The 21,189-nt window shown below is 68.5% G+C and carries 19 protein-coding genes; 10 read left to right on the top strand and 9 right to left on the bottom strand.

Translation table 11 applies throughout. The features are described from left to right. Positions 1 to 31: 31 nt before the first annotated feature. From hemW to VH569_RS11695, 4 genes are all read right to left on the bottom strand, one after another. Positions 32 to 1,201 (bottom strand): radical SAM family heme chaperone HemW, encoded by a 1,170-nt coding sequence (hemW, locus tag VH569_RS11710; RefSeq protein ID WP_423315585.1) that lies wholly within the window; start codon positions 1,199 to 1,201, stop codon positions 32 to 34. A gap of 2 nt (positions 1,202 to 1,203) precedes the next feature. Further along, a complete protein-coding gene (gene rdgB / locus VH569_RS11705) occupies positions 1,204 to 1,803 on the bottom strand; it encodes an RdgB/HAM1 family non-canonical purine NTP pyrophosphatase (protein WP_423315483.1) in 600 nt (199 codons plus the stop codon). 188 nt (positions 1,804 to 1,991) lie between these two features. After that, positions 1,992 to 2,711: a ribonuclease PH gene (rph, locus tag VH569_RS11700; protein ID WP_109084942.1), complete on the bottom strand. Its 720-nt coding sequence runs from the start codon at positions 2,709 to 2,711 to the stop codon at positions 1,992 to 1,994. 39 nt (positions 2,712 to 2,750) lie between these two features. After that, a complete protein-coding gene (locus VH569_RS11695; protein WP_423315482.1) occupies positions 2,751 to 4,064 on the bottom strand; it encodes an MFS transporter in 1,314 nt (437 codons plus the stop codon). 308 nt (positions 4,065 to 4,372) lie between these two features. On the opposite strand from VH569_RS11695, the gene VH569_RS11690 reads away from it, so the two are divergent. The 3 genes from VH569_RS11690 (at position 4,373) to VH569_RS11680 (ending at position 7,448) form a co-directional block, all read left to right on the top strand. Further along, positions 4,373 to 6,637, top strand: a complete 2,265-nt coding sequence (locus VH569_RS11690; protein ID WP_109096020.1) for an NADP-dependent malic enzyme — start codon at positions 4,373 to 4,375, stop codon at positions 6,635 to 6,637. Positions 6,638 to 6,747: 110 nt separating this feature from the next. Next, a complete protein-coding gene (locus VH569_RS11685) occupies positions 6,748 to 6,996 on the top strand; it encodes a type II toxin-antitoxin system Phd/YefM family antitoxin (RefSeq protein WP_423315481.1) in 249 nt (82 codons plus the stop codon). Next, complete coding sequence (locus VH569_RS11680; protein WP_423315480.1) at positions 6,993 to 7,448, top strand: PIN domain-containing protein; 456 nt, start codon at positions 6,993 to 6,995, stop codon at positions 7,446 to 7,448. Before VH569_RS11685 ends, VH569_RS11680 begins: the two co-directional genes overlap by 4 nt. A gap of 18 nt (positions 7,449 to 7,466) precedes the next feature. Here the strand turns inward: VH569_RS11680 and VH569_RS11675 are convergent, their stop codons facing one another. Beyond that, entirely contained in the window at positions 7,467 to 8,027 is a 561-nt protein-coding gene (locus tag VH569_RS11675; protein ID WP_423315479.1) for a GNAT family N-acetyltransferase, read from the bottom strand. 11 nt (positions 8,028 to 8,038) lie between these two features. After that, positions 8,039 to 8,635: a helix-turn-helix domain-containing protein gene (locus VH569_RS11670; RefSeq protein ID WP_423315478.1), complete on the bottom strand. Its 597-nt coding sequence runs from the start codon at positions 8,633 to 8,635 to the stop codon at positions 8,039 to 8,041. A 170-nt stretch (positions 8,636 to 8,805) separates the two neighbouring features. On the opposite strand from VH569_RS11670, the gene VH569_RS11665 reads away from it, so the two are divergent. The 7 genes from VH569_RS11665 (at position 8,806) to VH569_RS11635 (ending at position 16,807) form a co-directional block, all read left to right on the top strand. Then, on the top strand, positions 8,806 to 10,440 hold the full coding sequence (locus VH569_RS11665) for an ATP-binding protein (RefSeq protein WP_423315477.1): 1,635 nt from the start codon (positions 8,806 to 8,808) through the stop codon (positions 10,438 to 10,440). Positions 10,441 to 10,568: 128 nt separating this feature from the next. Then, positions 10,569 to 11,621, top strand: a complete 1,053-nt coding sequence (locus tag VH569_RS11660; protein ID WP_423315476.1) for a PstS family phosphate ABC transporter substrate-binding protein — start codon at positions 10,569 to 10,571, stop codon at positions 11,619 to 11,621. Positions 11,622 to 11,647: 26 nt separating this feature from the next. Next, on the top strand, positions 11,648 to 13,030 hold the full coding sequence (gene pstC / locus VH569_RS11655; RefSeq protein WP_423315475.1) for a phosphate ABC transporter permease subunit PstC: 1,383 nt from the start codon (positions 11,648 to 11,650) through the stop codon (positions 13,028 to 13,030). Further along, the gene (gene pstA / locus VH569_RS11650; RefSeq protein ID WP_423315473.1) at positions 13,023 to 14,348 is read left to right on the top strand and encodes a phosphate ABC transporter permease PstA; all 1,326 of its coding nucleotides are present in this window, start codon (positions 13,023 to 13,025) and stop codon (positions 14,346 to 14,348) included. The genes pstC and pstA overlap by 8 nt, the downstream gene beginning before the upstream one ends. A 5-nt stretch (positions 14,349 to 14,353) precedes the next feature. Next, positions 14,354 to 15,184: a phosphate ABC transporter ATP-binding protein PstB gene (gene pstB / locus VH569_RS11645; protein ID WP_423315472.1), complete on the top strand. Its 831-nt coding sequence runs from the start codon at positions 14,354 to 14,356 to the stop codon at positions 15,182 to 15,184. A gap of 102 nt (positions 15,185 to 15,286) precedes the next feature. Next, entirely contained in the window at positions 15,287 to 15,991 is a 705-nt protein-coding gene (gene phoB / locus VH569_RS11640; RefSeq protein WP_098741185.1) for a phosphate regulon transcriptional regulator PhoB, read from the top strand. Between the two features lie 87 nt (positions 15,992 to 16,078). Continuing rightward, on the top strand, positions 16,079 to 16,807 hold the full coding sequence (locus VH569_RS11635; protein ID WP_423315584.1) for an SAM hydrolase/SAM-dependent halogenase family protein: 729 nt from the start codon (positions 16,079 to 16,081) through the stop codon (positions 16,805 to 16,807). Positions 16,808 to 16,925: 118 nt separating this feature from the next. On the opposite strand, the gene VH569_RS11630 is transcribed toward VH569_RS11635, so the two are convergent. The 3 genes from VH569_RS11630 to VH569_RS11620 form a co-directional block, all read right to left on the bottom strand. Next, positions 16,926 to 17,651, bottom strand: a complete 726-nt coding sequence (locus VH569_RS11630; RefSeq protein WP_063635611.1) for a Bax inhibitor-1/YccA family protein — start codon at positions 17,649 to 17,651, stop codon at positions 16,926 to 16,928. A 146-nt stretch (positions 17,652 to 17,797) separates the two neighbouring features. Next, on the bottom strand, positions 17,798 to 20,338 hold the full coding sequence (locus VH569_RS11625; RefSeq protein WP_423315471.1) for an ABC transporter permease: 2,541 nt from the start codon (positions 20,336 to 20,338) through the stop codon (positions 17,798 to 17,800). A 5-nt stretch (positions 20,339 to 20,343) separates the two neighbouring features. Continuing rightward, positions 20,344 to 21,111, bottom strand: a complete 768-nt coding sequence (locus tag VH569_RS11620) for an ABC transporter ATP-binding protein (RefSeq protein WP_377808244.1) — start codon at positions 21,109 to 21,111, stop codon at positions 20,344 to 20,346. Between the last annotated feature and the right edge of the window lie 78 nt (positions 21,112 to 21,189).

The raw sequence follows: 21,189 nt of genomic DNA, 5'->3' as shown, positions 1-21,189 counted from the left end.
CATGCCCTTTCCCTGCTGGAGCTGACCGATTTTACGCCAGAATTGCGCCGAGCACCGCGTTCAGACGCTGTAGCCCCTCCGGTGTGGCAACCAGACGGTCGGCATCGCGGGTCAGGAAATCGCCGTCGATCAGGCGGGACAGGGCTGCCGGATCGACGAAATCGTCCAAACTCCGGCCGGTTTCCTCCGTCAGGCGGGCAAGCCGCACGCCTTCGGTCAGGCGCAGCCCCATCATCAGCAGCTCGGTCCCGCGGGCATCACGGTCGATGGGATCGGGAGCGGCGGCGCCATGGCCGTCGCGCTCCACCCGCTCCAGCCAAATCTCCGGGGCGCGATGGGCTCGGGTGGCGAATTTCTCGCCGTCCAGCGTCAGCCGGCCATGGGCACCGGGACCGATGCCGACATAGTCGCCATAGCGCCAGTAGGTCAGGTTGTGGCGGCTTTCCTCGCCCGGCCGGGCGTGGTTGGAAATCTCGTAGGCCGGCAGCCCGGCCGCCGTCAGCTGGCTCTGCGTCGCCTCATAGAGATCGCCGGCCAGATCCTCGTCGGGCAGGACCAGATCGCCGCGGGCATGGAGCGGATAGAAGGCCGTGCCCTGCTCGATGGTCAGTTGATAGACCGACAGGTGGCCGACCGCGTAGTCCAGCGCCCGCGCCAGCTCCGCCTGCCAAGCCGCCACCGTCTGGCCGGGACGGGCATAGATCAGGTCGAAGGAGAAGCGGTCGAAAATCCGCGCCGCCAGCTCGATGGCGCCGGTCGCCTCCGCCGCAGTGTGTTCGCGGCCGAGGAACTTCAGGCTGGCGTCGTCCAGCGCCTGGATGCCCAGCGAGACGCGGTCGATCCCGGCGCTGCGGAAGGCGCGGAACTTGTCGGCTTCGACGGAGGTCGGGTTGGCCTCCAGCGTCACTTCCAGCCCATCGGCGACCGTACAGCGTTGGGCGACGCGGTCGACAATGGCGCCGACGGTGGAGGGTTCCATCAGCGACGGGGTGCCGCCGCCGAAGAAGATCGAGGTGACGGTGCGCCCGGCGGTCAGGTCGGCGTAATGGTCCAGTTCGCGCAGCAGCCCGGCCCGCCAGCGGTCATGGTCGACCCGCTCGCGGACATGGCTGTTGAAATCGCAGTACGGGCACTTCGACTTGCAGAAGGGCCAATGGACGTAGATGGCAAAACCGGGGCCAGAGAAGCCGGGATCGGACATGGTCACCGGAAGCACCGCTCCACCAGCTGGCGGAAGGCGTCGGCGCGGTGGCTCATCTCGTGCTTCTTCACCGGGTCCATCTCGCCGAAGGTCAGCCCGTGGCCGTCGGGCAGGAACATCGGGTCATAGCCGAAGCCCTGCGGCCCCCGCGGCGGCCACACCAGCGTGCCATAGCAGCGGCCCTCCACCGTTTCGACATGGCCGTCCGGCCAGGCGAGCGACAGGGCGCAGACGAAATAGGCGCTGCGATCCGTTTTGCCGACAAGCCCGTCCTCGACCTTTTGCATCGCAATGGCGAAGTCCTTGGCCGGCCCAGCCCAGCGGGCGGAGTAGATGCCGGGATCGCCGTTCAGCGCCGGCACCACCAGCCCGCTGTCGTCGGCAAGCGCCATATGGCCGGCGGCGGCTGCGGCCTTGGCCTTCAGCTCCGCGTTGGCGATGAAGGTGGTGCCGGTTTCCTCAGGTTCGGGCAGGCCCAGCTCCCCGGCCGCGGTGAAATTGGCGACATAGGGGCCGAGCAGGTCGGCGATCTCGCGCACCTTGCCCTTGTTGTGGCTGGCGATGACGAGGGTGTCGCCGGTGAAGCGGCGGGGAGCGGACATGGTCTGAACCTCTGACTGAAACGGCTTTATATAAGTGCTGGAAAGCTCCGACCTGCGGTCGGCACTTTCCAGCCCCTCAAACGCCGGGCGGCCCGCGTCCGCGGGCCTTGGCTTCGCGGGCATGTGCCCGCGCGGCCGCGGTCGCGGCCGATACCAGGGTCAAAAGTCGAAACTTTATGACTCTGGTATTACTTGATGCCGAGCACCTGCTTCTGCAACGCCACCAGCTCGGTCACGCCCTTGCGGGCGAGCGCCAGCAGCTCCATGAACTGCGGCTCGGAGAAGGGGGTTTCCTCGGCGGTGCCCTGGATTTCGACGATGCCGGCCTTGCCGGTCAGGACGAAGTTGGCATCGGCCTGCGCCTTGGAATCCTCGTCGTAATCGAGGTCGAGCACGGCGTTGCCCTGATAGAGGCCGCAGGAGACGGCGGCGACCTGATCGGTCAGCGGCATCGTCTTCAGGGCGCCGATCTGCATCAGGTGCTGGAAGGCCAGATGCAGGGCGACATAGCTGCCGGTGATGGCGGCGGTGCGGGTGCCGCCGTCGGCCTGGATCACGTCGCAGTCGATCTTGATCTGCTTCTCGCCCATCGCCGAGCGGTCGGTGACGGCGCGGAGCGCGCGGCCGATCAGGCGCTGGATTTCCTGGGTGCGGCCGGACTGCTTGCCCTTGGCCGCCTCACGGTCGCTGCGGCTGTGGGTGGAGCGCGGCAGCATGCCGTATTCGGCGGTGACCCAGCCCAGCCCGGTGTTCTTCAGGAAGCGCGGCACCGTCTCGTCGACGCTGGCGGTGCACAGCACATGCGTGTTGCCGAAACGCACCATGCAGGACCCCTCGGCATACCGGCTGAAGCCGGGTTCGAGGGAGACGGTGCGCAGTTGGTCGAAGGCGCGGCCGGAGGGGCGCATGGGCATCATTCCGAAGGTCGTTTGCAGATCGGCGGCAAGCTAACGGCTCTGCCCCGCCCCGTCCAGCACGGTGTCCTCCAGTACGGTGTCCGTGACCATCGGGGCAGGCGACGGCGTCGCCGCCGGGCGCGTCGCCCGCTCCAGCCACAGGGTCAGCACGGGAATGGCAAGCCCGACGGCGATGGAGACCGTGGCCATGGTCGAGACATGCTCCAGCCGGCCGTCGGGCGCGTTGGTCAGGATTTCCGCCGACAGGAAAGCCCCGAAGGCGGAGCTGAGATGCTGGACCGCCGACACCAGGGCCATGAAGCCGGCGCGCTCCTGCGGGTCCGGCACGCGGGAGAAGGCGGCGCCGTTGGCGACCATGCGGACGCCGACGAAGGTCATGAAGAAGGGGAACAGCCCCAGCACCGGCATCCAGGGACGGTAGCCGATGAAGGCCGTGAAGATCACGACGCTCAACCCCACGGTCGCCGCGAAGGTGATGGCGCTGGAGCCATGACGGTCGACCAGCCGGCCGGCCCAGCGGGCGGCGAAGAAGCTCAGCGTGCCGCCGGTCATGTAGACCAGGCTGAGATGGTCGCGCGGGAAGCCCAGATTGCCCTGCACATAGGCGGCGATGTTGGGAACGATCATGAATTGCTGGACCTGCACCAGCGCCACCGTGGCGTAGGCCAGCCAGACCTTGCGGCGGGACAGCAGCGCCGTCATCCGCACCCACGCCCCCGTCTTGACCCCTGTCCCGGCAGCCAGATGGCCGCGCTGCGGCGGCAGGATGGCGATGGCGGCGACGGCGACGACCAGCCCGGCGGCGGCCACCGCGAAGAAAGGCAGGCGCCAGCCGCCATAGAGCGCCAGTTCAAGCCCGACCGGCACGCCGGCGATGGCCGACAGTGAGAAGGCCGACATCACGGCCCCCATCGCCTGCCCGCGGCGCTGCGGCGCCACTTGATCGGTCAGCGTGGCGATGGCGACCGCAACGGCCGGGCCGCCGAACAGTCCGGCCAGCACGCGCGCCGCCAGCAGCGACGGGAAGTCCCAGGCCAGACCGCCGAGCGCCGTGGAAACGATCAGCCCGGCCATCGCCACGGCAAGCGCCCGGCGCCGGTCGAAGCGGTCGAGCAGCATCGATCCGATCAGCCCGGCCACCGCGGCGGCGGCGGTGTAGCTGCCGCCGATGTAACCGATGTGTGCCGCCGGGATGCCAAGCGCCCGTGCGAAGTCGGGGCCGAGCGGCATCACCATCATGAAATCCAGGATGTTGATGAACTGCACCGCCGCGATGACCAGCGTGATGCGGCGTTCGTCAGGCGTCAACGCGGTGGGCGCCGCGGGGCGTGTGGCCTGGGACAAGATGGAGGCTCCGGCAGAGGCGGAAAAGCGCGGATTGCGGGGGGTGCACCGCATGGTAACAGCCGCCGCCCGGCCTGCCCAAACGCCATGGTCATGCAAGGCGAGCGCAGCAGATAGGACGCAATCCCAACTGAATGTGTCTTCAATCGTCAAAGAAATGCATGATTCGTACAAAAAGCGGGCTATGGAGGCTTGGCGAGTTGCGCGTGCCGCGTGTACCATCGCGACCCCACCGTCGGCAGCGCACCGCACAAAAAGCATCAACGACGACCGACGGGCTGTACACTCCGTTGAGGAACACGACATCCATGTCCGACACCAAGCGCGTCACCGATGAAGAGGCCCTGCTGCTGCATTCCAGCGGCCGGCCCGGCAAGCTGGAAATCACCCCGACCAAGCCGCTGACCACCCAGCGCGATCTGGCGCTGGCCTATTCGCCCGGCGTCGCCGCGCCCTGCCTGCGCATCGCCGAAGACCCGTCGCTCGCCTACGACTACACGGCCAAGGGCAACATCGTCGCCATCATCTCCAACGGCACCGCGGTGCTGGGGCTGGGCGACCTGGGCGCGCTCGCCGGCAAGCCGGTGATGGAAGGCAAGGCGGTGCTGTTCAAGCGCTTCGCCGACGTCGACGGCATCGACCTGGAGGTCGATACCCGCGACGTCGACGAATTCGTCAACTGCGTGCGCTTCCTCGGCCCCAGCTTCGGCGGCATCAACCTGGAAGACATCAAGGCACCCGACTGCTTCATCATCGAGGAGCGGCTGCGCGAACTGCTGGACATCCCGGTCTTCCACGACGACCAGCACGGCACCGCGATCATCGCCGCCGCCGGCCTGATCAACGCCTGCGACATCACCGGCCGCAAGGTCGAGGACGTGAAGATGGTGGTGAACGGCGCCGGTGCGGCGGGCATCGCCTGCGCCGAGCTGTTCTGCACGATGGGTGTTTCACGTGAAAACATCATCCTGTGCGACACCAAGGGCGTGGTCTATCGCGGCCGCACCAACGGCATGAACCAGTGGAAGTCGTCCTTCGCCGTCGACACCGACAAGCGCACGCTGGAAGAGGCGGTGGCCGGCTCCGACGTGTTCGTCGGCCTGTCGGCCAAGGGGGCGATGACGCCGGAGATGGTCAAGTCGATGGCGGCCAAGCCGATCATCTTCGCGCTGGCCAACCCCGATCCGGAGATCACCCCGGAAGAGGTCAAGGCGGTGCGCGGCGACGCCATCGTGGCGACCGGCCGCTCCGACTACCCGAACCAGGTCAACAATGTCCTGGGCTTCCCCTACCTGTTCCGCGGCGCGCTCGACGTCCGCGCCACCACCATCAACGAGGCGATGAAGGTCGCCGCCGCCAAGGCGCTGGCGGCGCTGGCGCGCGAGGATGTGCCGGACGAGGTCGACGCCGCCTATTCCGGGCGCCGGCTGCGCTACGGCCCGGACTACATCATCCCGGTGCCGTTCGACCCGCGCCTGATCGTCACCGTCCCGGCCGCCGTCGCCCAGGCGGCGATGGAAAGCGGCGTGGCGCGCAAGCCGATCCTCGATCTGACCAGCTACAAGCATTCCCTGCGCACCCGCCTGGACCCGACCGCCGACAGCCTGGAACTGATCCTGGAGAAGGTGCGGACCAACCCGCGCCGGGTCGTCTTCGCCGAAGGCGAGGAGGAGCGGACGATCCGCGCCGCCATGGCCTTCCGCGCCCACGGTTACGGCACGCCGGTGCTGATCGGCCGGGAAGAGGTCATCCGGGAACAGCTGACGGCGATGGGGCAGCCCAACGTCCAGTTCGAGATCCACAACGCCCGCCTGTCGGACGCCAACCGCCGTTATGCCGACCACCTCTACCGCCGCCTGCAGCGCAAGGGCGCGCTGCTGCGCGACTGTCAGCGGATGGTCAACCAGGACCGCAACGTCTTCGCCGCCTGCATGGTGGCGCAGGGCGACGCCCACGCCATGGTGACCGGCCTGACCCGCAGCTTCGGCGTCGCCTACGAGGAAATCCGCCGCGTCATCGACCCGAAGGCGAGCGAGCCGGTGTTCGGCCTGCACCTGTCGATCACCCGCAACCGCACCGTCTTCATCGCCGACACCACCGTCCATGTCCGTCCCGACGGCAAGACGCTGGCCGACATCGCCATCGGAGCCGCGGCCAAGGCGCGGCAGATGGGGCACGAGCCGCGGATCGCGATGCTGTCCTTCTCCAACTTCGGCCAGACGCCGCACCCGAACACCGATCCGCTGCGGGAAGCCCTGTCGATCCTCGACAGCCGCCGGGTCGATTTCGAGTATGACGGCGAGATGTCGGCCGACGTGGCGCTGGATTACCAGCTGATGAAGCGGGTCTATCCGTTCTGCCGGCTGTCCGGTCCGGCCAACGTGCTGATCATGCCCGGCCTGCATTCGGCCAACATCTCGGCCAAGCTGCTGAACAAGATGGCAGGCGGCCAGATGATCGGCCCGCTGCTGATCGGCTTGGACAAGCCGGCGCAGATCGTCACCATGGGCGCCTCGGTCAACGACATCGTCACCGCCGCAGCATTGGCGGCGCATGACTCGCTGCCGTGGTGAGGTGAGGTAAGACGCCTCTTCTTCCGCCGCGGTGGAGGAAGAGGCGTGACCTTTCCGGGCTGGGCATCCTATAGTTTATTCCAGACACCAAGTGTTGGGAGGGGATGCTCATGCCGGACGGTCTCGTCAGTGCGGCGGAAGCGAACCGCGACTTCTCGAAAATGCTACGCGACGTCGAAGGGGGCGCGCGTATCACCATCACCAAGGATGGCAAACCGGTTGCCGTGCTGTCGCCTGCCGACGCATCCACGAACATGAATCGCAGCAGCGCGCATCGGCGGATGATGGAGATGCTTGCGGAAGGGCTTCCTCTTGATTTTCGGGGTGGTGTCGACCGCGACGATGTGCATTTGCGATGATGTTAGCTGGGATCGATACCAACATTCTTCTCTATGCTGTCGATAGTGCTGGCGACTCCGAAAAGCATCGCAGAGCGGTCGATCTTCTTGATCGGCTGGGTGCTGGTGGGTGTGGAGTCTTGCCGCTTCAGACCTTGACTGAGTTCTATTCCGTCGTGGTCAGAAAGTACCGCGCTTCTCCCGAGCAAGCCTCACGTTACGTCGACGTATGGAGCGGGGTTTTTCCAATTCGTGAGGCGGTATTTGCAGATGTTGTCGACGCTATGCGCATACACCGTGACCATGGCGTCCAATTTTGGGACGGCATGATCTGGTCTGTGGTAAGGCGCGCCGGTGGCCGTGTCCTGTTCAGTGAAGATTTGCAAGATGGCCGGGAGCTTGAAGGGGTTCGGTTTGTGAACCCATTCGCCCCGGCCAATGCATCGGTTCTCGAAGAATTCCTTACCTTCTAGTACCGTTCGAACTGTCACTCACCCCAACGCCTTGTAGAAGAAAGCCGTGTCGCAGAGTCCACCCTGCGGCCACAGGGCGAAGTTCGGGATGACGCCGACCTTCACCCAGCCGGCGCGCGTGTAGAGCCGCTCGGCCTCGGGCGACGCGGTGTCCAGCACCAGCAGGGTCTTGCCGGCGGCGCGTCCCGCATCCTCGGCCGCCTCCATCAGGGCGGCGCCGACGCCGCGACAGCGGCCGCGGCGGTGGACCAGCATCTTGGACAGGTCGGCACGGTGCGGCTGGTTCGGCGGCTGGGCGACCACCAGCTGGACGGTGCCAAGCACGCCCTCGCCGTCTTCCGCCACCAGCAGGATGCGCTCTCCCCGCTCCACCCCGGCCGCCACGCTCCGCCAGAAGCCTTCGGCGGTGGCGCGGTCGAGGGGGGCCATGAAACTGACCGACGCCCCGCCCTCCACGCAATCCAGCAGCACGTCGGTCAGGCCTGGCACGGAGGCGCCGGCCTCGTCCGCCGTCAGCACGCGGACCGTCACCGCACCGTCTCCACTCCGCCGGCTCGGGTCCAGGCAGGCAGCATCCATGGCTCGCTCCTTCAACGTTTAACGGCGTTTGAACCGCCGCGCCCCTCGGTGGTCAGCGCCACGATGTAGCGGGCGGTGCGGTCGGTCGGGTTGTGAAAGCCGGTCGGCCGGTCGAGCCGCATGGCGAGGCAATCGCCGGTGCTTAGCCGGTGCGTCACCTCGTCCACACTCAGCTCGATGGTGCCGTCCAGCAGATGGATCTGCTGCTCGACGATGGCGGCACGGGCGCTGCTGTCATAGGAGACGCGGGCGCCCGGCGGTAGCTCCACCTCCACCAGCTCGATGGGTGACGGATAGCCCGGCGGCGACAGGTTGCGGCGGCGGTAGCCGGTGGCGGGGTCGGTCCAGGCGATCTGGTCGGCGCGGCGAACCACCGGGTCGGCGTCCGCGCGCTCGGCCTCGGCGAACAGCGTCGCCAGGGTCACGCCGAGCCCGGCGGCGAGCCGCTCCAGCACCGACGCCGTCGGGCTGCTCTGCCCCCGCTCCACCAGCGAGATCATCGAGCGGCTGACGCCCGACCGTTCGGCCAGGCCGTCCAGCGTCAGGCTGCGGTCCGCCCGCAGGGCACGCAGCCGGACGGCAAGCCGGCTGTCGATGTCGTTTTCCATCTTTTCCATGAAGATAGAATAAAGTTCTAAGATATTGGAGTCAACGGCCGGCCGCACAGTCTCCGCCATGAATCTTTTATGACCGCCGCGCGAGCGTCGCGGCGATGGTGTAGAAGGGCTGGACCCGCGCATTCCCGGTCCGTCTCCACCCTCAAATCCGGTGCCACCCCATGCGCCAGAAGGCGTCGCCGCCCACCCCGCTTCTGACCGCCATCCTGCTGATGCTGGCCCCCCTTGCCGGCGTGCTGACCTGGGCGGTCTATAGCGGGGCCTTGCATGGCGGGCTGGCGCTGGCGGCGGGCGTCGCGGCCCTGGCGGGGGCGGTCCAGATCCTGCGGACCTACCGCCGCGACGCCAACGCGGTGACCGACTATGCCGCCCGGCTGGCCGAAACCGACGAGCCGCTGGCCCCGGCCGGGACGCCGCCCGCCCTGAAGGCGCTGGCCGCCACCATCGGTCGCCTGCACCGGGTCGGGCTGCGCCGCGCCGAAAGCGTGCGGATGCAGCTGGACGCCGACGAGGCGGTGATCGACGCCCTGCCCGCCCCGCTGCTGCTGATGGATGCCGACCGGCAGGTGGTGCGCGCCAACCAGACGGCGCGGGAGCTGTTCGGCGACAAGATCGTCGACCGCGACCTCGCCTCGTCCCTGCGGACGCCGGCGGTGCTGGAGGCGGTGGATTCGGTGCTGCGCGGCGGGGCGTCCCGCATCATCGAGTTCACCCTGCCGGTCCCGGTGGAGCGCAGTTTCGAAGCGCAGGTGAAGCCCTTCCAGCGGCTGGTGCCGGAACCCGACCCCTCGCTGCTGGATGGCGAGATCGAGGAGGAGCCGGCGCCGCGTCCGCCCACCGTCGCCCGCATGGCGATCCTGACCCTGCACGACGTCACCGCCGCCCGCCGGTCGGAACAGATGCGCGCCGACTTCATCGCCAATGCCAGCCACGAGCTGCGCACGCCGCTGTCGTCGCTGCTGGGCTTCATCGAGACGCTGCGCGGCCCGGCCCGCGACGATCCGGAGGCGCAGGACCGGTTCCTGGCGATCATGCACGATCAGGCCAGCCGGATGACCCGTCTGGTCAACGACCTGCTGTCGCTGTCGCGCATCGAGCTGGACGAGCACATGCAGCCCAACGGGCGGGTCGATGTGGTGGAGGAGTTGGAGAACGTCATCGCCGCACTTCAGCTGAAGGCGGCGGAGCGCCGCATCCGCCTGCGCATGGAGGCGCCGGAGGATTTGCCGCCGGTCGTCGGCGACGAGGACCAGCTGACTCAGGTCTTCCAGAACCTCGTCAGCAACGCGATCAAATACACGCGCGAGGACACCGACGTGACCGTCAGCGTGGCGCTGGCCGACGGTGCCGCGGTGGGCTTCACCGGCCTGCCGGCGCCCGGCGCTGCCGCGAAGGACAAGCGGGTCGGGCGCGGCGGCACGGCCATGGTGTCGGTGTCGGTGCGCGACCGCGGCGACGGCATCGCCCGCACCCACCTGCCCCGCCTGACCGAGCGCTTCTACCGCGTCGATGCCGCGCGGTCGCGCGCCATGGGCGGCACCGGGCTGGGGCTGGCCATCGTCAAGCACATCCTGAACCGCCACCGTGGCCGGCTGACCATCGAAAGCGAGGTCGGGGTGGGCAGCGCCTTCACGGTTTATCTGCCGGCGGTCGGGGAGACGGTTTCCCCCTCTCTCCCCCGGGGAGAGGGCCGGGGTGAGGGGGAGACGCGTCAGGATTTTCGTGGAAGGGCCGCCGCGCTTCCCCCTCACCCTAACCCTCTCCCCGGGGGAGAGAGGGGATATGGCGGGGTGTGAGAGAGGCGGGGTGCTCTGTGACGCTGTCATGAAAGCGTCATAAAAACGTAATCAATCGGTCGCCCTCCGGGTCTATGGTCCGCGCCATTCCGCTGGACCAGTCTCCGTTTCCTCAAGGAGGGGCACCCGTGACCACCCGGACCCATGTTGTCGCCGCGACCGCCCTGGGCCTGACCCTGACCCTGGCCCTCGGCCTTGCCGCCCCGGCCTGGGCGCAGTCGCGCGACCAGATCCGCGCGGTCGGCTCCTCCACCGTCTTCCCCTTCACCACCGCGGTGGCGGAGGCCTTCGGCAAGATCGGCAAGTTCAAGACCCCGGTGATCGAATCGACCGGCACCGGCGGCGGGCTGAAGCTGTTCTGCGCCGGCGTCGGCCCGGCCCATCCCGACATCGCCAACGCCTCGCGCCGGATCAAGAGGTCGGAGGTCGACCAGTGCGCCGGCAACGGCGTCACCACGATGACCGAGCTGAAGATCGGCTATGACGGCATCGCGCTGGCCTCCTCCCGGAAGGCGGCGCCGGTGTCGCTGTCCACCGTCCTCCTGTGGAAGGCGCTGGCGAAGGAGGTGCCGGTGAACGGTGCCCTGGTCGCCAATCCTTACAAGCTGTGGTCCGACATCGACCCGTCGCTGCCCAAGGCGGCGATCGAGGTGCTGGGGCCGCCGCCCACCTCCGGGACGCGCGACACCTTCAACGAGCTGGCGATGCTGGAAGGCTGCAGGAAGCTGGCCGAGGTCGCCAAGGCCGTCCCCGACGAAAAGGCGCGCGAGCGCGCCTGCATGACCATTCGCGAGGACGGCGCCTATGTCGAGGCCGGCGAGAACGACAATCTGATCGTCCAGAAGCTGCTCGCCAACCCCAACGCCTTCGGCGTCTTCGGCTACAGCTACCTCGACCAGAACCGCGACACCTTGCAGTCGGCGAAGATGGACGGGGTGGAGCTGACGGCGGAGACGGTGGCCGCCGGCAAGTACGAGCTGGCCCGCCCGCTCTACATCTATGTCAAGAACGCCCATGCCGGCGTCATCCCCGGCATCCGCGAGTTCATCGGCGAATACACGTCGGAACGGGCGATGGGCGACGACGGCTATCTGGTCGACAAGGGCCTGATCCCGGAGCCGAAGGCGCTGCGCGACGCCGCCCGCGTCGAGGCGGTCAACCTGACGCCGCTCCAGTTCTGACCAACTTCTCCTCTTGAGCGACCCGCATGCAGCTGACCCTCCTCGCCCTGATCCTGGCCCTGCTCACCGTGATCGGCTTCACGATCGGCCGGTCGCGGGCGGCGGCGTCCGTCGGCGGCCGGGTGGCGGAGCTGCATTCGGTCCCCTCCTATCACGGCGTCTATGTCGCGCTGTGGGCCGGGCTGCCGGCGCTGCTGCTGTTCGTCGCCTGGACGGCGTCGGAAGGCTGGTTCGCCATGCAGCTGGTGCTGTCGGCCCTGCCGGAGCGGCTGACCACCGGCGACGGCCAGTCGGTCGCCCTGCTGAAGGCGGACATCCTCAACCTCGCCCGCGGCATCTCGACCGGGCGCGAGGCCGATCCGCTGGTGGTCGAGGCGGCGCGCCGCTATGCCGCCCTGCGCGACCTCGCCGGCTGGAGCCTGCTGGCGCTTGGCGCCAGCCTTGCCGTCGCCGGGCTGGCCTGGGGCCGCCGGCGCATCGGCCCGGACCTGCGCGCCCGCCCGGCGGTGGAGCGGGTGGTGCGGGTGGCGCTGGTCGTCTGTTCCCTGGTCGCCATCCTGACCACGGTCGGCATCGTGCTGTCGCTGCTGTTCGAGGCGCTGCGCTTCTTCAGCGTCGTCTCGCCGCTCGACTTCCTGTTCGGCACCCATTGGAGCCCGCAGATGGCGATGCGGGCCGATCAGGTCGGCTCCAGCGGCTCCTTCGGCGCGATCCCGCTGTTCGCCGGCACGCTGCTCATCACCGTCATTGCGATGCTGGTGGCGGTGCCGGTCGGGCTGATGGCGGCGATCTACATGTCGGAATATGCCGGGCGCGGCGTGCGCACTTGGCTGAAGCCGGCGCTGGAGATCCTGGCCGGCATCCCGACCGTGGTCTACGGCTTCTTCGCCGCGCTGACGATGGCGCCCTTCGTCCGCTCGGTCGGCGAGGCGCTGGGGCTGGACGTCAGTTCGGAATCGGCGCTGGCCGCCGGCATCGTCATGGGGGTGATGATCATCCCCTTCGTCAGCTCGCTGTCGGACGACGTCATCAACGCGGTGCCGCAGAGCTTGCGCGACGGCTCCTACGGCCTCGGCGCCACCAAGTCGGAAACCATCAGGCAGGTGGTGCTGCCGGCGGCGCTGCCGGGCATCGTCGCCGCGGTGATGCTGGCGGTCAGCCGCGCCATCGGCGAGACGATGATCGTCACCATGGCGTCGGGCCTGACCGCCAACATGACCGCCAACCCGTTGCAGGCGGTGACCACCGTCACCACCCAGATCGCCACGCTGCTGGTCGGCGACCAGGAGTTCGACAGCCCGAAGACGCTGTCGGCCTTCGGCCTTGGCCTCGTGCTGTTCCTCGTCACGCTCTGCCTCAACATGGTCGCCCTGCGGGTGGTCCGGACCTATCGGGAAAAATATGACTGACCTCGTCGAGCGGGACGCGGCGGCCGTGACGCCTTCCTCCGCCCCTGCCCCTGCCTCCTCCACCGCGCCGAAGTCGCGCCTGCGCAGCGAGGCCTTTGCCCGCCGCCTGCGCGCCCGCCATGCGGCGGAGCGCCGCTTCCGGCTGGCCGGCGCCGCCGCGGTGGCGCTGGCGGCGCTGATGCTGGTGCTGCTGCTGGGATCCATCGTCGCCAAGGGTGCCAGTGCCTTCCTGGAGGCCCGCATCCGGCTGGAGGTGACGCTCGACCCGGCGGAGGTCGCCGACCGCAACTACACCGCCCTGCTGCGCCGGGCGCTCTACGCCCAGTTCCCCCAGGTGACCGACCGCGCCGGCCGCCGCGTGCTGAACGACCTGCTGTCGTCGGGCGCGCCCTACGAGCTGGAGGCGATGGTGGCAAAGAACCCGGCGCTGGCCGGCACGACGCAGACCGTCTGGGTCCGCGCCGACGACCAGATCGACCAGCTGGTGAAGGGCGCCTACCGCCGCGACCTGCCGGAGAGCGAGCGCGGGATCGGCGACGCCAAGGTCGCCGCCGCCGACGCGCTGCTGGCCTCCGGCGCCTTGGCGCAGGGCTTCAACACCACCCTGTTCACGGCCGGCGACAGTCGGGAGCCGGAACAGGCCGGCATCGGCGGCGCCATCGCCGGTTCGCTGCTGACCCTGCTGGTGACCATGGCGCTGTCGGTGCCGACCGGCATCGCCGCCGCGGTCTATCTGGAGGAGTTCGCGCCGAAGAACCGCTGGACCGACCTGATCGAGGTGAACATCAACAACCTCGCCGCGGTGCCGTCGATCATCTTCGGCCTGCTCGGCCTCGCGGTGTTCCTGGGATTCTTCGGCATGCCGCGCTCCGCCCCGCTGGTCGGCGGGCTGGTGATGGCGCTGATGACGCTGCCGGTCATCATCATCGCGTCCCGCGTCGCGCTGAAGGCGGTGCCGCCGTCGATCCGTCAGGCGGCGCTGGGCATCGGCGCCTCGCCGTTGCAGACGGTGCTGCACCATGTGCTGCCGCTGGCGATGCCCGGCATCCTGACCGGCACCATCATCGGCATGGCCCGCGCGCTGGGCGAGACGGCGCCGCTGCTGATGATCGGCATGGTCGCCTTCATCGTCGACGTGCCCCACGGGCTGACCGACAGCGCCACGGTGCTTCCGGTCCAGATCTACATGTGGGCCGACAGCCCGGAGCGGGCCTTCACCGAGCGCACCTCGGCGGCGATCCTGATCCTGCTCGGCGTCCTGATCCTGCTGAACGGCGCGGCCGTGATCCTGCGCAAGATTTTCGAGAGACGGTGGTGAGCGTCATGAGCATTCAGAACCCGCTGAAGCTGCGGCCCCGCGCCGACGACCGTCCCGGTCAACGCTCCGGCGCCGCGCTGCCCAACAAGATGACCGCCCGCGGGGTGAAGGTGTTCTACGGCGCCAAGCAGGCGTTGAAGGGCATCGACCTCGACATCCGGGAAAACCGGGTGCTGGCGCTGATCGGCCCGTCCGGCTGCGGCAAGTCGACCTTCCTGCGCTGTCTGAACCGGATGAACGACACCATCGAGGGCTGCCGGGTCGAGGGGCGGATCGCGCTCGACGGCGAGGACGTCTACGGCAAGGCGGTCGATGCGGTGCAGCTGCGCGCCCGCGTCGGCATGGTGTTCCAGAAGCCGAACCCCTTCCCGAAGTCGATCTACGACAATGTCGCCTACGGCCCGCGCATCCACGGGCTGGCCTCCGGCCGGGACGAGTTGGACGAGGTGGTGCAGACCTCGCTGAAGCGTGCCGGGCTGTGGGGCGAGGTGAAGGACCGGCTGCGCGAACCGGGCACCAGCCTGTCCGGCGGCCAGCAGCAGCGGCTGTGCATCGCCCGCGCCATCGCCGTCAGCCCCGAGGTGATCCTGATGGACGAGCCCTGCTCGGCGCTCGACCCCATCGCGACCGCCCACATCGAGGAGCTGATCGACGAGCTGCGGGCCAACTACACCATCGTCATCGTCACCCACAACATGCAGCAGGCCGCCCGCGTGTCGCAGCGCACCGCCTTCTTCCATCTGGGCGAGATGGTGGAGTGCGACGACACCGAGGAAATCTTCACCAACCCGCGCGACGAGCGCACCCAGGGCTACATCACCGGCCGCTATGGTTGAGATCCGCTCTGTGTGCCTGACGCCCGCCCCTCTTCCCTCCTTTGTTGAAAAGGCTGTGCCATGCCGGTTAACGTCGAGACGCGCGCTGTGAACGGAGCCACCATGAATGCGGCCCTGAAGCCGCTCGTCCTGATCGTCGAGGACGAGGCCGACATCCTGACGCTGCTGAAGTACAACCTGGAAAAGGAAGGCTTCCGCGTCGCCACCGCCAGCGACGGCGAGGAGGCCCTGCTGGCCGCCGGCGAACAGACGCCGCACATCGTCCTGCTGGACTGGATGCTGCCGCTGATGAGCGGGCTGGAGGTCTGCCGCCAGCTGCGCCGCAACGCCAAGACCCGCGACATCCCGATCATCATGCTGACCGCCCGCGGCGAGGAAGGCGACCGGGTGCGCGGCCTGAATTCCGGCGCCGACGACTATATCACCAAGCCCTTCTCCCCGACCGAGCTGGTCGCCCGCATGCGCGCCGTGCTGCGCCGCGCCTCGCCCGGCATGACCGACGAGGTGCTGACCTTCGCCGACGTGACGATGGATCTGGCTGCCCACCGCGTCCGCCGCAACGGCCGGGACGTACACCTCGGCCCGACCGAATTCCGCCTGCTGCGCCATTTCATGCAGCATGCCGGCCGTGTCTTCTCGCGCGAACAGCTGCTCGATCTGGTGTGGGGCCACGACGTGTACGTCGAGCCGCGTACGGTCGACGTACACATCCGCCGCCTGCGCAAGGCGATGAACGAAGAGGACGAGCTGGACCTGATCCGCACCGTGCGGTCGGCCGGCTACGCGCTCGATACCAAGTCGATGTAAGCCCAGGGTTGGGATGGGGGTAGGATGGGGGCCAAGACCACCGCAGCATTGGTGAGACTGCCCCCCATGCCGCCCTCATATCCGCCGATGATCCTGCTCTTCACCGATTTCGGGCTTTCCGGCCCCTACACCGGCCAGATGAAGGCGGTGTTGGCGCAACAGGCGCCCGGCGTGCCGGCCATCGACCTGTTCGCCGACGCCCCCGCCTTCGACCCGCAGCTGTCCGCCTATCTGCTGGCGGCCTACGCCCCGGCCTTCCCGGCCGGCAGCGTCTTCCTCTCTGTCGTCGATCCCGGCGTCGGCACCGACCGGCGGCCAGTGATGGTGGAGGCCGACGGGCGCTGGTTCGTCGGTCCCGACAACGGTCTCTTCGCCATGACCGCCCGCCGCGCAACGTCGTTAAACGCCTGGAAAATCGACTGGATCCCGGACCGGCTGTCCGCCAGCTTCCACGGCCGCGACCTGTTCGCCCCGGTCGCCGCCAGCCTCGCGACCGGCCGGACCGTCGCGCGCAGCCTGCTCGATCCCACCGCCATCGACCGTCCGGACTGGCCGGACGAACTGCCGCGCATCGTCTATGTCGATGTCTACGGCAACGCCATGACCGGGATGCGGGCCTCCGCCCTGCCCGCCGATGCGGTGCTGACCGCCGGTGGCGCCCGCATCGCCCGTGCCCGTACCTTCGGCGCCGTTGGGCCGGGAGAGCCGCTGTGGTACGAGAACTCCAACGGGCTGGCGGAGATCGCCGTCAACCGCGGGCGGGCCGACCGCGTGCTGGGTCTCAAGGTCGGCGACCCGCTGACCGTCGAGCCCTGAGCGGGCCCAAAACTGACCGCGTCCAAAAGAAAACCGCCCGGAAGCGGGTGCTTCCGGGCGGCTGGCGCATGATCCGATGCTTGTCCGATCAGGCGTCTCGGGTCGGATGTCTTTAGGCTCAGTCGTTGTTGCGCTGGCCCAGGAACTGCAGCAGGAACTGGAACAGGTTGATGAAGTCGAGATAGAGCGTCAGGGCGCCCATCAGGGCCAGCTTGCCGGTGCTCTCGTGATCGTAGCCCTCGGCGTAGCTTTCCTTGATCGCCTGGGTGTCATAGGCGGTCAGGCCGGTGAAGATCAGCACGCCGATGGCGGAGATCGCGAAGTGCAGGGCCGGCGACTGGAAGAAGATGTTCGCCAGACCGGCGATCACCAGACCGATGACGCCCATCATCAGGAACGAGCCCATCTTCGACAGGTCGGCCTTCGTGGTGTAGCCGTAGAGGCTCATCGCCAGGAAGGTCGCGGCGGTGACGAAGAAGGTCAGCGCGATCGACGCCCCGGTGAAGACCAGGAAGATGGCCGACATCGACAGGCCCATCGCGCCGCAATAGGCCCAGAAGATCATCTGTGCCGATGCGAAGGACAGGCGCTGGATGCCGAAGGACAGCACCATGACGAAGGCCAGCGGGGCCAGCATCACCACCCACTTCAGCGGGGTGCCGAAGATGGTGGCCATCATGGCCGGGCTGGACGACACGAGTGCCGCGACCAGACCCGTCAGGATCAGGCCGGCGCCCATGTAGTTGTAGACGCGCAGCATGTGCTGGCGCAGGCCTTCGTCGAAGTATCCCCGATCTGTCGCGCGGCCTGCGGTCGCGAAGCGGTTATAGGTCGGGTCTGCCATGGTTTGGTTTCCTCGATGGAATAGGGTGATCCCGTGCCAGGACATATTGGCGAGTCCGCCATGCGGTTCAATAGGAATCGGCAGCGGTTTTTCCAGATGAAATAGCTTTCACGATTCGTTTTTCCTGCGGCTTCATGACGCGGGAATCACTCGTTCCGAAGCAATGGCGCCGAAGGCTGGCCCAAAGCCCGCCAAGTACCATAGAACCCGAAAGCCAGCGTGATCGCCGTGCTCAGCAAAGCGGTGGTTATGACCGCCGACGGCAGGAAGCTCCATTCCCAATGCATCAGGAACTTCAGCACCGCCCAGGCGGTCAGCGTGCCGATGATGCCGGCGATCACCGCGGTCAGCAGGCCGAGCAGCCCGTATTCCAGCAGGAAGGCGCGCAGCACGTCGCCGCGCGTGGCCCCCAGCACCTTCAGCACCACCGCGTCGTAGACCCGGCGGCGGTGGCCGGCGGCGACCGCACCGGCCAGCACCAGCGTGCCGGCGGCCAGCGTGATGCCGGCGACGATGCGCACCGCGGTGCCGATGTGGCCCAGCATCTCCGCCACCGTGTCGAGCGCGTCCTTCACCCGCACCATGGTGATGTTGGGGAAGCGTTGCAGGACGGCGCGCTGCACCTGGGTTTCGGCGTCCGGCGTGGCGCGGACGGTGGCGACCCAGGTCTGCGGCGCCCCTTCCAGCGTGCCGGGGGCGAAGACCATGGTGAAGTTGATCGCCATGCTGCTGAAATCGGCCGAGCGCACATTGGCGACCTTCGCATCGAAGCTGCGGCCCAGGATGTTGACGGTCATGGTGGCGCCGGGACCGATGCCGAAGGCCTCGGCGACGCTCTGGTGGATGGAGATCAGCGGCGGTCCGGCATAGTCGGTCGGCCACCAGCTGCCGGCGGTGACGGTAGAGTGTTTCGGCAGCGTCGCCGAATAGGTGATGCCGCGGTCGCCGGCCAGGATCCAGGCCTGCTCCGGGTTGACCAGCGCCTTTTCGGCATCCTGGCCATTCACCCGCTCGATCCGGCCGCGCAGGCTCGGCACCGCCTCGAAGGCGCTGGCGCCGGGGATGGCGGTGACGAGGTCGCGCAAGGGATCGAACTGGTCGCGCTGGATGTCGACGAAGAAGAAGGCGGGGGCGTCCTGCGGGATGGTTTCCGACACCCGGCGGGAGAAGTTGCCCTGGATCAGCGCGATGGCGACCAGCACCGTCAGGCCGAGGCCCAGCGACAGCACCACCGCCGCCGTCGGGTTGCCCGGCCGGTGCAGGTTGGCGAGCGCCAGCCGCAGGCCCGGACGCCTGACTCGACCAAATTTCCCTTGGCCCACCCGCGCCGCGCCCCAGGTGACCAGGGCGGCGGCGGCGCGGAAGGCGAGGAAGGTGGCGATGGAACCGCCGACGAACCACAGGGCGAAGATCTTGTTGTGGGCGGTCAGCACCGCCAGCCCGGCGAGCGCCAGGGCGGAGACGATCATCGCCACCGTGTAGGGCGTGCGCGGCCGTCCGCCGGCCGGCGCGATCACGTCGCGGAACAGCGCGCCCGCCGGCACCTCGCGCGCCCGGCCCAGCGGCCACAGCGAGAAGGTCAGCGCCGTCAGCACGCCATAGAGCGCGGCCAGCGCCAGGGCGCCGGGATAGACGCCGATGTGGGCCGACACCGGCAGCACGCCGTCGAGCAGCCGGCCCAGCGCCAGCGGCGCCACCGCGCCCAGCGCCAGCCCGATGACGATGCCCAGCAGGGCCAGCGCCAGGATCTGCGCCAGATAGAGCTGGAAGACCAGGGCGCCGGGCGCGCCGATGCACTTCATCATGGCGATGGTGCGGGCGCGCGAATCGAGATGGCTGCGCACGGCGTTGCCGACCCCGACGCCGCCGACCAGCAGCGCGGTCAGCCCGACCAGCGTCAGGAACAGCGTCATGCGGTCGATAAAGCGTTCGATCTGCGGCGAGGCGTTGGTGTAGTCGCGCATTCGCCACGGCGCGTCGGGGAAGCGGGCGCGCAGCCCCTCCTGCCATGCCTTTAGGTCGGTGTCCGGCGGCAGCGCCACCTTGGTGCTCCACCAGGTGAGACTGCCGGGTTGCAGCAACCCGGTGTTCGCCAGCGACGGCAGCGCCACCAGCAGGCGCGGCCCGAGCGAGAAGGCGTTGGAGGAGGCGCGGTCCGGCTCGCGGTCGAGCACGGCGGCGACGCGGTAGGCGCCTTCGCCGACATGGATGGTGTCGCCGGGCTTGATGCCCAGCCGGTCGACCAGACTGGCCTCGACCACGGCACCCCAGCGGCCGTCCTTCTGCGCCAGCGCGTCGCGCAGGTCACCGCCGCCGTCCAGCGTCACGGCACCGTAGAGCGGATAGACATCGTCGACCGCCTTCAGCTCGACCAGCGAGGAGCGGACGTCGTCATCCGCGCGGGCCATCGCCCGCATCTCGGCGGAGGTCGACACTCGGCCGCCGGTCTTCAGCGCCGCCATCTGCTCGTCGGCCGGCGGATTGTAGAGTTGCCGCAACGCGACGTCGCCGCCGAGGATGGAGCGCCCGTCGCTTGCCAGCCCGTCGAGCAGCCCGCTCGACACCGACTGCACCGCGGCGATGGCGGCGACGCCCAGGGCGAGGCAGGCGAGAAAGACCCAGAACCCTTTCAGGCCGGTGCGCAGCTCCCGCCGGGCAAGCCGGAGCGCGAGGCGGAGGTCGGTCATCCCCCTCACTCCCCCGCCGCCTGAAGCTTCGCGCGCCGGGCCGCCTGCCCGTCGTCGGCGATCCGCCCGTCCGCCAGCCGCACCGTGCGGTCGCAGCGCGCGGCGAGGCTCTGGTCGTGGGTGATCAGCACCAGCGTCGTGCCGCGCCGCTCGGCCAGATCGAACAGCAGCTTGACGATGGTGGCGCCGGTGTCGATGTCGAGGTTGCCGGTCGGCTCGTCGGCGAGCAGAAGCGACGGCTCGGTGACGAAGGCGCGCGCCAGCGCCGTGCGCTGCTGCTCGCCGCCCGACAGCTGGCCGGGATAATGGTGGATGCGGTGGCCCAGCCCCACCTGCTCCAGCCCGACGCGGGCGCGGTCGAAGGCGTCGGCGACGCCGGCGAACTCCAGCGGGATGGCGACATTCTCCAGCGCCGTCATGGTCGGCACCAGATGGAAAGCCTGGAAGACGATGCCTACATGCTGGCGGCGGAAGCGCGCCAAGCCGTCCTCGTCCAGCTTCCGGAGATCCTGGCCGGCGACGCGGACGATGCCGCCGCTGGGGCGTTCCAGCCCGGCCATCACCATCATCATGGTGGACTTGCCGGAGCCGCTGGGGCCGACGACGCCGACCCGCTCGCCGGCCGCCACCTGAAGATTCACGCCGCGCAGGATGTTGACGGGTCCGGCGCCGCTGTCCAATTTCAGGTGGACGTCGTCGAGTTCAACGATGATTTCGTTTGAAGAGCGGGCGATGGAATTTGACGACGTTGCAGGGGACTGAGCCTTGGACATGCGACACTCGCACAAGCGGAATGGACCATCGCCATATGGCACGACCCGCCGGGCTTTCAACACGGGCGCCTTTGGCGT

Origin of the sequence: Azospirillum sp. 11R-A (assembly GCF_049472615.1) — a bacterium.
GTDB lineage: Bacteria > Pseudomonadota > Alphaproteobacteria > Azospirillales > Azospirillaceae > Azospirillum > Azospirillum palustre.
The sequence above is the reverse complement of the archived record's forward strand: the minus strand, read 5'-3'. Positions and strand labels throughout refer to the sequence as shown.

Excerpts from the sequence above, each read along its gene's own strand:
- VH569_RS11685 (WP_423315481.1), top strand. The coding sequence starts at position 6,748 with ATGCCGGACGGTCTCGTCAGTGCGGCGGAAGCGAACCGCGACTTCTCG.
- phoB (WP_098741185.1), top strand. The coding sequence starts at position 15,287 with ATGAATGCGGCCCTGAAGCCGCTCGTCCTGATCGTCGAGGACGAGGCC.
- pstA (WP_423315473.1), top strand. The coding sequence starts at position 13,023 with ATGACTGACCTCGTCGAGCGGGACGCGGCGGCCGTGACGCCTTCCTCC.
- VH569_RS11630 (WP_063635611.1), bottom strand. The coding sequence starts at position 17,651 with ATGGCAGACCCGACCTATAACCGCTTCGCGACCGCAGGCCGCGCGACA.
- VH569_RS11690 (WP_109096020.1), top strand. The coding sequence starts at position 4,373 with ATGTCCGACACCAAGCGCGTCACCGATGAAGAGGCCCTGCTGCTGCAT.
- pstC (WP_423315475.1), top strand. The coding sequence starts at position 11,648 with ATGCAGCTGACCCTCCTCGCCCTGATCCTGGCCCTGCTCACCGTGATC.
- pstB (WP_423315472.1), top strand. The coding sequence starts at position 14,354 with ATGAGCATTCAGAACCCGCTGAAGCTGCGGCCCCGCGCCGACGACCGT.
- VH569_RS11620 (WP_377808244.1), bottom strand. The coding sequence starts at position 21,111 with ATGTCCAAGGCTCAGTCCCCTGCAACGTCGTCAAATTCCATCGCCCGC.
- hemW (WP_423315585.1), bottom strand. The coding sequence starts at position 1,201 with ATGTCCGATCCCGGCTTCTCTGGCCCCGGTTTTGCCATCTACGTCCAT.
- rph (WP_109084942.1), bottom strand. The coding sequence starts at position 2,711 with ATGCGCCCCTCCGGCCGCGCCTTCGACCAACTGCGCACCGTCTCCCTC.
- VH569_RS11680 (WP_423315480.1), top strand. The coding sequence starts at position 6,993 with ATGATGTTAGCTGGGATCGATACCAACATTCTTCTCTATGCTGTCGAT.
- VH569_RS11675 (WP_423315479.1), bottom strand. The coding sequence starts at position 8,027 with ATGGATGCTGCCTGCCTGGACCCGAGCCGGCGGAGTGGAGACGGTGCG.
- VH569_RS11670 (WP_423315478.1), bottom strand. The coding sequence starts at position 8,635 with ATGGAAAACGACATCGACAGCCGGCTTGCCGTCCGGCTGCGTGCCCTG.
- rdgB (WP_423315483.1), bottom strand. The coding sequence starts at position 1,803 with ATGTCCGCTCCCCGCCGCTTCACCGGCGACACCCTCGTCATCGCCAGC.
- VH569_RS11625 (WP_423315471.1), bottom strand. The coding sequence starts at position 20,338 with ATGACCGACCTCCGCCTCGCGCTCCGGCTTGCCCGGCGGGAGCTGCGC.
- VH569_RS11635 (WP_423315584.1), top strand. The coding sequence starts at position 16,079 with ATGATCCTGCTCTTCACCGATTTCGGGCTTTCCGGCCCCTACACCGGC.
- VH569_RS11665 (WP_423315477.1), top strand. The coding sequence starts at position 8,806 with ATGCGCCAGAAGGCGTCGCCGCCCACCCCGCTTCTGACCGCCATCCTG.